General features: G+C 42.4%; 9 protein-coding genes. 7 read left to right on the forward strand and 2 right to left on the reverse strand.

Features of this window, described 5'->3' with window-relative positions:
• The first annotated feature begins 262 nt into the window (after positions 1-262).
• Complete coding sequence (locus RMX98_RS15460; protein ID WP_322677408.1) at positions 263-2,521, forward strand: hybrid sensor histidine kinase/response regulator; 2,259 nt, start codon at positions 263-265, stop codon at positions 2,519-2,521.
• 239 nt (positions 2,522-2,760) lie between these two features.
• Here the strand turns inward: RMX98_RS15460 and RMX98_RS15465 are convergent, their stop codons facing one another.
• Positions 2,761-3,162, reverse strand: a complete 402-nt coding sequence (locus RMX98_RS15465) for a hypothetical protein (protein WP_322677409.1) — start codon at positions 3,160-3,162, stop codon at positions 2,761-2,763.
• A 271-nt stretch (positions 3,163-3,433) separates the two neighbouring features.
• On the opposite strand from RMX98_RS15465, the gene RMX98_RS15470 reads away from it, so the two are divergent.
• The 3 genes from RMX98_RS15470 to RMX98_RS15480 all read left to right on the forward strand — a co-directional run bounded on the left by RMX98_RS15470 (position 3,434) and on the right by RMX98_RS15480 (position 6,565).
• Positions 3,434-4,411 carry a chemotaxis response regulator protein-glutamate methylesterase gene (locus RMX98_RS15470; protein ID WP_322677410.1) on the forward strand — a complete coding sequence of 326 codons (978 nt, stop codon included), beginning with the start codon at positions 3,434-3,436 and terminating at the stop codon, positions 4,409-4,411.
• Positions 4,412-4,603: 192 nt separating this feature from the next.
• Positions 4,604-5,998, forward strand: coding sequence for an ATP-binding protein (locus RMX98_RS15475; RefSeq protein ID WP_322677411.1), 1,395 nt, complete (start codon positions 4,604-4,606; stop codon positions 5,996-5,998).
• Positions 5,999-6,256: 258 nt separating this feature from the next.
• Entirely contained in the window at positions 6,257-6,565 is a 309-nt protein-coding gene (locus RMX98_RS15480) for an NIL domain-containing protein (protein ID WP_322669699.1), read from the forward strand.
• A 77-nt stretch (positions 6,566-6,642) separates the two neighbouring features.
• On the opposite strand, the gene RMX98_RS15485 is transcribed toward RMX98_RS15480, so the two are convergent.
• Positions 6,643-7,320 carry a response regulator transcription factor gene (locus RMX98_RS15485; protein ID WP_012407592.1) on the reverse strand — a complete coding sequence of 226 codons (678 nt, stop codon included), beginning with the start codon at positions 7,318-7,320 and terminating at the stop codon, positions 6,643-6,645.
• A 1,117-nt stretch (positions 7,321-8,437) separates the two neighbouring features.
• Between RMX98_RS15485 and groES the strand changes: the two genes are divergently transcribed.
• From groES to RMX98_RS15500, 3 genes are all read left to right on the forward strand, one after another.
• Complete coding sequence (groES, locus tag RMX98_RS15490; protein WP_100898362.1) at positions 8,438-8,749, forward strand: co-chaperone GroES; 312 nt, start codon at positions 8,438-8,440, stop codon at positions 8,747-8,749.
• 94 nt (positions 8,750-8,843) lie between these two features.
• Complete coding sequence (groL, locus tag RMX98_RS15495) at positions 8,844-10,478, forward strand: chaperonin GroEL (protein ID WP_322677412.1); 1,635 nt, start codon at positions 8,844-8,846, stop codon at positions 10,476-10,478.
• Positions 10,479-10,554: 76 nt separating this feature from the next.
• Positions 10,555-11,370 (forward strand): DUF4351 domain-containing protein, encoded by an 816-nt coding sequence (locus RMX98_RS15500; protein WP_322677413.1) that lies wholly within the window; start codon positions 10,555-10,557, stop codon positions 11,368-11,370.
• Positions 11,371-11,378: the final 8 nt, after the last annotated feature.

Below are 11,378 nucleotides of genomic sequence, written 5' to 3' on the forward strand. Positions count from 1 at the left end.
ATTTTCAGTTTTTTTTTTTGCCATTTTGTATTTGATTGGTTTTTTTTAATTCCTTTTCGTGTTTTGGTTAATTGGGTATGGTGGGGCCCAATTATGGGTATATGGGGGGGGGTAAAGGGGAAAGAAAAAACCTTTAACCTTTACCCTTTAACCTTTTCCCCAAACCCAATTCCGAGTTAAAAATGGACAAAGCGAGCAGTATTGGGGTTGAGGGAGAGGTTCTTCCAGGATTAATGAATCGGTGTTCTAGGAAGGTGTAGTAATGTTAGAAGAATTTGATGTCAGCAATCTTTCCTTGCTTGATTTATTCAACATGGAAGTAAAAGCTCAAGTTGTGGTATTGAACGATCGCCTGTTGGCACTGGAAACTAAGCCCGATCCCCAACCAGAACTGGCAGCTTTAATGCGGGCAGCCCATTGCATCAAAGGCGCTGCGCGAATTGTCCAAATCGATCCGGCTGTCAACCTTGCTCACGTCATGGAAGACTGCTTTGTGGCGGCTCAAGAGGGAAAAGTTACCTTAACTGCCGATCGCATTGATGTATTGCTGCAAGGGGTAGATATGCTCTTGCGGATAGCTCAAATGGTTACAGCCAACCCAAATTTACAGCTGTTAGAAGATGTTGGCATTCAATCATTGATAAGTGCGATCGCTAATATCCTAACTCCAGAGGCAACCTCTACAGAAATTCATCCCCTAATCACAACAGCGCAGTTAGAAGACAACCAACAGACAATCCTTATTTCCCCATCCCCATCAGAAGAACTGGGCATCACCCAAAATCGGGCGGTGCGAATGAGTACTGAAAATTTGAATCGCTTAATGGGTTTAGCAGGAGAGTCTTTAGTTGAGGCGAATTTATTAGAACCATTTGCGAACTCTTTGCTGAAACTGAGAAGCAATCAGGGGGAATTGTCCAATCTGCTGGAGAAGTTACAAGAGTTATTGGGCAACTATCATCTGAATGGGCAAATTAAAGAAACCTTGAGTGCAACTCATCAAAAAGCTCACGAATGTTACCAGATGATCGGCGATCGCCAAAACGAACTAGAACAATTTTCTCAGCGTTCTGCTAATCTTGCCCAGCGCTTATATCAGGAAGTTATTGCTACTCGAATGTGTTCCTTTGCGGATGGGGGACAGGGATTTCCGCGAATGGTGCGCGACTTAGCTAGACAATTGAGTAAACGGGTGAAACTGGAAATCGTTGGTAAGTCTACTTTGGTAGATCGAGATATTCTAGAACGTCTGGAAGCTCCCTTGACTCATATCCTGCGGAATGCGATCGATCATGGCATTGAATTGCCCCAGGAACGTCTAGCAGCAGGAAAGCCAGAAGAAGGAATTATTCGGATTGAAGTTACCCATCGCGCTGGAATGCTGTTTATCACCGTTGCAGATGATGGACGGGGAATCGATATCGAGTTTTTGCGCCAAGTAGTCATCAGCAAACAACTGACAAACCCGGAAATGGCAGCCCAACTTACCGAAGTTGAGTTGATGGAATTCTTATTTTTGCCTGGTTTCTCCACAACCCAAACTGTCACCGAAATTTCGGGTAGAGGTGTGGGGCTGGATATCGCCCATAGCACAGTGCGGGAAGTTGGCGGCACGCTGCGGGCGGTTTCTGTGTTGGGAAGGGGTATGACCTTTCACTTGCAGTTACCGCTGACGCTATCCGTGATTCGCACCCTGTTGGTAGAAATTGCTGGCGAACCTTATGCTTTTGGGTTAACGCGCATTGAACAGGTGTTGATATTATCGAAGTCTAAGATTGCTGTATCGGAAAATCGCCCATTTTTCCTGATGAATAATCAACCTGTGGAGTTGATTTTGGCAAGTCAAGTTTTAGAGTTAGCCTCGCCTGCGGTGAATGTAGAATCGTTATCAGTGATTGTGATTAGCGATCGCCTCAATCGTTATGGATTAGTTGTAGATCGGTTTCTCGGTGAATGCAATTTGGTTGTCCGACCTTTAGATCCTCGCCTTGGTAAAGTCCCAAACATTAGCGCCGCCGCCCTGATGGATGATGGTTCTCCAGTATTGATTGTCGATGTTGAAGATTTGGTACGTTCTATTGCGAAGGTGTTTTCTAGCGGACAACTTTCTCAGGTAAATCAGTCTGCTCATCACGCAGTTACCAAAACTTACAAGCGAGTGTTAGTGGTGGATGATTCAATCACTGTGCGCGAAATGGAGCGCAAACTTTTGGAAAACAATGGTTACAAAACAGAAGTGGCGGTTAATGGCATTGATGGTTGGAATGCAATCCGCAGCGGCGATTATGACTTGGTAGTGACAGATATTGATATGCCCCGAATGAACGGTTTTGAACTCACCAGCCAGATAAAAACTCATGCCAAGTTGAAGCAAACACCTGTGATTATCGTTTCTTACAAAGACCGGGAAGAAGACCGACTGCAAGGATTAGAAGCAGGTGCAGACTACTACTTAACTAAGAGCAGCTTTCATGACGACACTCTGTTAAAGGCGGTGATTGATTTAATTGGTGAGGCTTGATAATAATTCGTAATTCGTAATTAAGAAAGTAAGATTTTAGAACTAGCACTTTCAAGGTGACGAACGAAGATACGTTGTTTCAGTGCTACCATTTTGAATCCTCCGCTCAGATTTTGGGCTTTTTAAATGTTGAAATTACCAATTTTCGTTCCAAATTTCACCACCTTGAAAAAGCTGAATCTAGGACTTACGCATTGACAAAAAATCTCATCCATCTCCTTGTACTGTCTGTCTAGTAATCAGGATTCTTGCCGAATTTGGTTTCTGATAAAAAGTTGTTCTGCATTAAGTAGGATGACTAGTAGCCCTACAGATGCTCTGGCGATTGCCGGAGTTGTCCAGTTGTGATTCACCAGGTCGGGGATGGTTATAACAAGCATCAATACAATGATGAATATTGGTAGAATCATGACAATATTCCGATCCCAAGCAGGTTGATCGCGCAGTCTCGCTTCGCTTTGTAGTACGCGATTACGCCAAAATGGAAAAGTACTTAGGACAGAGGTAAGGTATAACAGTCCAGCATTAATTAGCAGAATTGTTTTAACGTTTGGAGTGATGTCAGAATTTCCAAAGAAGATCGCTGTTAGGCAAGCTCCCGCTGCTAGATACAGAAAAGTAAACAGGGTAAAGTGCTTCATTGGTTACTCCTTATGCTTTATAAACTGGAGTTTTGACTATATGGCAAAGGCATTTAAATTATATAGGACTAGCCCTTTCAAGGTGACGAACAAAGATACATTGTTTCAGTCCTACCATTTTGAATCCTCCGCCGAGATTTTGGGCTTTTTGAATATTGAAATTACCAATTTTCGTTTTAAATTTCACCACCTTGAAAGGGCTGATCCTAGATTTAATCTGGGTTTCTATCTGTTGTATTTGTCGCGTTATTTTGGAGAAATGTCATAATTTGTGAGAATTGCGATCGCTAACGATATGTTCATGGCTGTAGAGGTACTGCGGCGGGCTGTGGTAAAAATCCCAGGTTACAAGCTGGCGTGGGTTGCCTACGATGGTGCGGAAGCTGTGAGTAAGTGTGCAGCTGATACTCCTGACTTGATTTTGATGGATGTGCTGATGCCCAGTATGGATGGAGTAGAAGCTACACGGCATATCATGAGGCAATCTCCCTGCGCGATTGTGATGGTGACAGCTAGCGTTAATCGCTATGCAGCCAAGATTTTTGAAGCAATGGGCTATGGAGCCTTGGATGCCATCAATACGCCAATCTTAGGTGATGATGGGCTACTAAATAAAATTGCCACGATCGCCCGTTTAATTGGCAAATCTTCATATCGGCGATCGCCACCTGTCCATCACTCAAAATCACTTCCACCTCTAATCGTTATCGGGGCTTCCACGGGTGGCCCCCAGGCATTGAAAACTATTCTCTGCCAATTTCCTCAAGACTTTCCGGCGGCTGTGGTTGTTGTTCAACATATAGATGCCCAATTTGTCCAGGGTTTTGCCGCCTGGTTGAATGAGCAAATTCCTCTGCCTATGCAACTAGCGATCGCAGGTTCTACACCACAGCCTGGTAAAGTTCTGCTTGCTGGCACAAATCTTCATTTAGTAATGCGTCCCGACCTCACCTTTGGCTATGACAAAGAACCACTACATTTTTTCTATCGTCCATCAATTGATGTTTTCTTCATGAGTGTGGCTAAAAATTGGACTGGAAAGGGGATTGGGGCGTTGCTGACGGGGATGGGTGGAGATGGCGCTCAAGGCTTAAAACAATTGCGCGAAGCAGGTTGGCATACTATTGCTCAAGACCGCAAAACTTGCGTTGTTTATGGTATGCCGAAAGTAGCAGTGGAATTAAAAGCTGCGGTAGAGGTTTTGCCAGTTGAGGCGATCGCATCAGCCTGCATCAAATTTACGGCATAATAATATTTTTTGTATCAAAATATACTATAAATATCATATGTGTACAAAAGCAGATACTTAAAATACCTTTACGAAGTATTGCAAAACACTAACACCTTTAATCACTGAGATATAATCACGACAATTGCATACTAGTATATTTAACTGGCTAGTTTGTAGTATTAGAAACCAATACCTATTTAGAGGTGCTAAATGAACCTGCAAGAAACAGCACTCTTAGAAATATCTCCAAAGACAGCAAGATTATCACCAAACTGGAGTCAACCACAAACTCCACAAGCTGCGCCATTTATTCTGGATGCCAAAATATCCACAGTCAGGCTTTTGCTAATTGACGATCAGGTAATTATCAGCGAAGCCTTCCGTCGGATGGTTTCGACAGAAACAGATATTTCCCTTCACTACACAAGCAATCCAGCTAAAGCTATTCAAGATGCGATCGCCATAGAACCAACGGTGATATTTTTGGATATGGTCATGCCAGATATCGATGGATTAATGTTACTGCGTTGGTTTCGCTCTCATCCAGTAACTCGTGATGTACCAATCGTTATGTTATCCAGTAAAGAAGAAGCAAAGCTCAAAGCAGAAGCTTTTACCGAAGGCGCTAATGACTACTTAATCAAATTACCAGATCCAGTTGAGTTAATTGCCCGCATTCGTTATCATTCCAAAGCTTACAATAACCTCAAAGCACTCACTACTGCAACTGCTACTGCCCAACTTCAAGCACAACAGTTAGAAAATACTTTACGAGAATTACAAACTACCCAAGTTCAATTGATCCAGACAGAGAAAATGTCTAGCTTGGGTCGGATGGTTGCAGGTTTAGCGCACGAAATTAATAATCCTGTTAATTTTATTCACGGTAATTTTAATCATCTAAATAACCATGTAAACTGTCTTTTAAATTTAATCCAACTATATCAACAAGAACATCCAGATTCGTATTCTTTGTTTGAAGAAAAATTTGGTGACTTTAATATTGATTTCATCAGCGATGATTTACCAAAAATTCTTTCATCCATGAGGATAGGAACGGATCGGATTCGTGACATCGTGCTATCGCTAAAAAACTTTTCTCGACTCGATCAGTCAGAGAAAAAAGCTGTGAATATTCATGAAGGTATTGAAAGTACTTTATTACTTTTAAATCATCGACTACAACCAAAAATTGAAATTATTAAAAAATACGGAAATCTCCCATCAGTTCAATGTTATCCAGCACAACTAAACCAAGTATTCATGAATATCCTTAGTAATGGCATTGATGCTTTACTAGAGCTAGATAATCAAATTCAAAAGCAAATTGTAATTCAAACTGAAGTAACTAAATTAGAAACAGTCATAATTACATTTAGAGATAACGGTAATGGAATAAATTCTGAGATTCAAAGCAAGATATTCGATCCTTTTTTTACAACTAAACCTATCAACAAAGGAACGGGACTAGGTTTAGCAATTAGCCATCAAATTATTGAGAAACATCAGGGAAATATTCAGTTAAAGTCTGAACTTGCTCATGGAACTGAATTTACGATCGAAATTCCAGTAGCATTATCTGTTAATCATAAAAGCAACACTTGAATTAAGATTTCACCAGAGAATTATTCTCTAAGGTGTTTATTCATTTTTCAACAAAGTTAACTTATAACTTAATAAGTTTATAATCCACTTAAACGCGATCGCACTTTTTTATAGGAATTCATAATTCATCTCATCGCATCTTAATGATGAATTATGAATCATTTGCTACCGTTTGCGTGCATAGAATGAGTAACGCTAGTGTTAAAAGAAGTCGTACAAAGCCAAACCCTCATCCCAGAAGTCGAATAGGAAGCTAGAATGGCAATTCCAAATAAACAAGTAAAATATAATACTGATATTTTAGATAATAGACGCACCCAAACTCGCATCCAGGTTCGTATTCCTAAAGACTTGCATGAGGAACCAGTCATTTCACGACTGGTTTCTCACTATGGTATCACAGTAATTATTGCTACTGCCGAGATAAGCGCAAACGTGCCACAATATAGCTGCTTTGATCTAGAACTACGGGGCACTGTTTCCCAGATTGAAAGTGCCTTGACTTACCTGGATGAACTGGATTTAGAAGTTTTGCACCAATCCAGCCCTGAAGAAGATGGTTGGTAAATTGAATGCTGAGTGCTGAGTTATGAGTGCTGAGTCAAAAACACTCAGCACTCAGCACTCACCACTCGTTGCCGATTTTAGGCCATTTGATTTTCAATCGCCCACCGCGCTAGTTCAGTGCGATTGTGGAGATTGGTTTTGCCCAACATATTGGACACATGGCTTTCAACCGTTCGCTGACTAACATTGAGTTCTTCAGCAATTTCACGGTTAGCTAAACCCCTAGCAACAAACTGAACTACTTTCAGTTCGGTTGGGGTTAATTGCACATCGAAGGGAACCTGGATACGGGAACCGTTTTCGCCTCCTTTTGCTTGGTGTTCTTTCCAACGGATAGTTTGTTTCAGCGAGGACTCAACTTGCGCTACGAGTTCTTCTGGTTCAAAAGGTTTGACCATATAAACATCAGCACCTTTATTCAGACCCTTAACTCGGTCTGCACTTTGTCCCTTAGCTGAAAGGAAAAGAACCGGAATCCAACTGGTGCGTTCGTTTTGCCGGACTTGTTCTACAAAAGTATATCCGTCCATTTCCGGCATCATCACGTCGCAGATAATCATGTCTGGAACATCTTGCTCTAAAATTTCCAGAGCTTCACGTCCATTTTCGGCGGTGATGACTTCGTATCCCCGGAATTCTAAGTAATCCTTCACCAGCAAGATGAGGTTAGGGTCATCATCAATCAATAGAAGTCGTTTGTGATCTTTCATGCTGGGCTCTTTCATAGCAGTGGCACTTGTCGCGCTTCGGTCCATCAAAGTCTTGAATATTTATCCTCTATGGTGGGTTATTTGGAGATGTTGTCCTTTTTCCTACTTAACTTGCCTTTGCTGTCTCGAAGTCTCAAAAATGCCGAGCACTTTCAAGAGACTAGTAGCTCGATAGCAAAAGTCCAGCAAGGATACGTATAGCAGTAGTATCTATAATGCGCTATTATATATCGCATTGAAAGTGGCGGGCGAAAAAACACTGATTAAATAATAATCCTTCTGACTCACAAGTAAGTATTGGCTTAAAGATGACCCTACTTCAAAACCAACCCGCACTTTCTTAAAGCTTACTGCTATACCATATCCTTTGGTTGTTAAGCCTCTATGAGGTGTTCACAAGAAACTAGGGAAGTTTCTGGCAAAGGATGGGTTAAAAATACATATTCTTCTACCACCTTATTGCCTATTAAGTGTTCTTGGATGATCCGCTCAATAACTTCCGGGCTTGCTTGGCGATATCAGACACCATCAGGGTAAACCACCATTATGAGTCCAGAACAACAAACGCGCAAGCAGTTGGCTTTTAGTTCTATAGAAGACGCAAATGGGATGACTCTGTTGCGGCTCATTAAGTTTTAACTCTTTAAGTCGCTTTTTTAATAATTCCCAGGATTCCAGGCTAGCTCGTTTTGAGCAGCAGCTAGTAATTGTCTGGTCAGCGCAAATAAAAATGTGTCGCTGAATTTTTGCAAGTCCTAAAGTTTCTACACAATTACTCAAAATTTTATGTTGTAGAGACTTACGGGCTTTAGGGATTTGATGGCTAGACTGAATCACTGTATTTTTACTTATTGAGCGCCTCCCTGATTACATTTCTATAACAATTTCCAAGCTTTGCAAATAAAGTTGACCCAGAAGGGGGGTAGGGAGTGGGGAATCGAAGAATAATTCTTATAACTCCTAACTCTTTGCTCCCTACTCTCTTCGTAACTTACGGAACAAAATCCGAAAGGTAGAAATAATTAAGCATTTATACTTAAGTACATCTCTGAGCTTCTAGTTCGGGAACCCGTACTAAAAGAATTCTTGCCATTGGACGCTACTTTTCGGTAAATTAGCACTCAGGAGTTGAGAGTGCTAATCTCTAAAGGAAAGAAATAATATGGCAGCTTTATCTCTAAGCGTTTCTACAGTTAAACCTTTAGGCGATCGCGTTTTCGTAAAAGTGAACGCCTCTGAGGAAAAGACCGCAGGTGGTCTGTATTTGCCCGATACCGCCAAGGAAAAGCCCCAGGTAGGGGAAGTAGTGGCTCTTGGCCCTGGCAAGCGTAATGACGACGGAAACCGTCAGGAATTGGAAATCAAAGTCGGCGATAAGGTGCTGTACTCGAAGTACGCTGGCACTGACATCAAACTCGGCACTGAAGAATATGTACTGCTTTCTGAAAAAGATATTTTAGCAGTTGTTATCTAGTGGGGAGTGGGGAATAGGAAAGAGTTTTTCCAATGCCCAATACCCAATGCCTAATTCAACAAAAAATTGACTTACTCCTGGAATTTAGACACCTATGGCAAAGCGCATTATCTACAACGAAAACGCCCGTCGCGCCTTGGAACGAGGCATTGACATCCTGGCTGAGGCTGTAGCTGTTACCCTTGGCCCCAAAGGTCGTAACGTAGTCCTAGAAAAGAAATTTGGCGCACCGCAAATTGTTAATGATGGTGTAACGATCGCCAAAGAAATCGAATTAGAAGACCACATTGAAAACACTGGTGTAGCTCTGATTCGTCAAGCTGCTTCTAAGACCAATGATGCTGCGGGTGATGGTACTACCACCGCTACCGTTTTAGCTCATGCGATCGTCAAAGAAGGCTTGCGGAACGTTGCAGCTGGTGCTAATGCAATTTCCCTGAAGCGTGGTATTGACAAAGCTGCCAGCTTCTTGGTAGAAAAAATTGCTCAACACGCCCGTCCAGTGGAAGATTCCAAAGCCATTGCCCAAGTTGGTGCGATCTCGGCTGGTAATGACGAAGAAGTTGGTCAGATGATTGCCCAAGCAATGGACAAGGTGGGCAAAGAAGGCGTAATTTCCCTAGAAGAAGGGAAATCTATGTTCACCGAGTTGGAAATCACTGAAGGGATGCGCTTTGATAAAGGCTACATCTCTCCCTATTTTGCTACCGATGCTGAACGGATGGAAGCGGTTTTTGATGAACCTTTCCTACTGCTGACCGATAAGAAAATAGCTTTGGTACAAGACCTTGTACCAGTGTTAGAGCAAGTAGCCCGTGCTGGTCGTCCTTTGGTAATTATCGCCGAAGATATTGAAAAAGAAGCTTTGGCAACCTTGGTAGTAAATCGTTTGCGCGGTGTGCTGAACGTGGCTGCTGTTAAGGCTCCTGGCTTTGGCGATCGCCGCAAAGCTATGCTAGAAGACATTGCTGTTTTAACTGGCGGTCAACTAGTTACCGAAGATGCTGGTTTGAAGCTAGATAACACCAAGCTGGATAGCCTGGGTAAAGCTCGCCGGATCACCATCACCAAGGACAACACCACAATTGTTGCCGAAGGTAACGAAGTTGCTGTTAAAGCTCGTGTCGAACAGATTCGTCGTCAAATCGAAGAAACCGAATCTTCTTACGACAAAGAGAAACTGCAAGAGCGTCTTGCTAAACTCTCTGGTGGTGTCGCTGTGGTGAAAGTGGGTGCAGCGACCGAAACCGAAATGAAAGACAAGAAACTACGCCTAGAAGACGCTATTAACGCCACCAAAGCTGCTGTAGAAGAAGGTATCGTTCCTGGTGGTGGTACAACTCTGGCTCACCTAGCTCCCGACTTGGAAGACTGGGCAAAGAGCAACCTTAAGGATGAAGAGTTGATTGGTGCTTTGATTGTGGTTCGCGCCTTACCCGCACCTCTGAAGCGGATTGCTGAAAACGCTGGTCAGAATGGTGCTGTGATTGCTGAACGCGTCAAAGAGAAGGATTTCAACATTGGCTACAACGCTGCAACCAACGAATTTGTTGATTTGTTAGCTGCTGGTATTGTTGACCCTGCTAAGGTAACTCGTTCTGCTCTGCAAAACGCTGCTTCTATTGCTGGTATGGTGTTGACAACCGAATGTATTATCGTCGACAAGCCTGAGCCTAAAGATGCCGCTCCTGCTGGTGCTGGCGCTGGCGGCGGCGACTTCGATTACTAATACTTTGTAGTTACATAATAAAACAGCTGCTTCCCTTGTGGATGCGGCTGTTTTTTTGTGTCAGGAGAAGAAGAGGGTGAGTTACGACAACGCTTGTAAATATTTAGCTGAACAGTACCCTACTGATTTTGTGCGTTGGTTGCTTGGGGTAGAGGTGCAACAAATTGAAGTCTTAAAAACGGAACTCACGCTTGAACCAATTCGCGCAGATTATGTGACATTTTTGCAAGCAGCTAACCAAATTTTGCACATTGAATTTCAAACTTTAGCAAAATCTAATCCGGCGCTTAATTTCCGAATGCTCGATTATTCTGTGAGGTTGAAGCGCCAGTATCGTTGTCCTGTAGCGCAAGTACTAATCTTTTTGCAGGAAACTACTAACGAAATGGCTTTTACTGAAGAATATCGGGACAACACGACGATTCATCAATATCAGGTTGTTCGTCTTTGGGAGCAAGATTCAACACTATTTTTAGCTAATCCGGCGCTATTACCATTAGCAAGTTTGGCGCGAACTGACTCGCCGCAAACTTTACTGGCACAAGTGGCTGAACAAGTCGCTACAATTCCAGATAGAGAGGAGCGGCAAAATATTGCGGGTTGTGTAGAAATTCTGGCGGGTTTACGGTTTGAAAAGGATTTGGTTCGGCAATTTTTGCAGGAAGATATTATGAAAGAGTCTGTAATTTATCAAGATATTGTTCAAAAAGAAGCATTTAAATTGATTAGTCGTCTACTTAAACGGCGTTTTGGCGATATTGATGGATCATTAGTTGAGCAGGTTAGGAATTTATCTGCTGAACAGTTAGAGGAGTTGGGAGAAGATTTGCTTGATTTTTCTGAAGTTGCTGATTTGGTAGCTTGGTTAGAGCAGCAGAAAGAAGAAAAATAAGATAGGTA

This window comes from Nostoc sp. DedQUE02 (genome assembly GCF_034531035.1).
Taxonomy (GTDB): Bacteria; Cyanobacteriota; Cyanobacteriia; order Cyanobacteriales; family Nostocaceae; genus Nostoc.

Bases quoted from the DNA above. Each gene is read 5' to 3' on its own strand.
- RMX98_RS15460 (WP_322677408.1), top strand. From the start codon at position 263: ATGTTAGAAGAATTTGATGTCAGCAATCTTTCCTTGCTTGATTTATTC.
- RMX98_RS15465 (WP_322677409.1), bottom strand. From the start codon at position 3,162: ATGAAGCACTTTACCCTGTTTACTTTTCTGTATCTAGCAGCGGGAGCT.
- RMX98_RS15475 (WP_322677411.1), top strand. From the start codon at position 4,604: ATGAACCTGCAAGAAACAGCACTCTTAGAAATATCTCCAAAGACAGCA.
- RMX98_RS15480 (WP_322669699.1), top strand. From the start codon at position 6,257: ATGGCAATTCCAAATAAACAAGTAAAATATAATACTGATATTTTAGAT.
- RMX98_RS15485 (WP_012407592.1), bottom strand. From the start codon at position 7,320: ATGGACCGAAGCGCGACAAGTGCCACTGCTATGAAAGAGCCCAGCATG.
- groES (WP_100898362.1), top strand. From the start codon at position 8,438: ATGGCAGCTTTATCTCTAAGCGTTTCTACAGTTAAACCTTTAGGCGAT.
- groL (WP_322677412.1), top strand. From the start codon at position 8,844: ATGGCAAAGCGCATTATCTACAACGAAAACGCCCGTCGCGCCTTGGAA.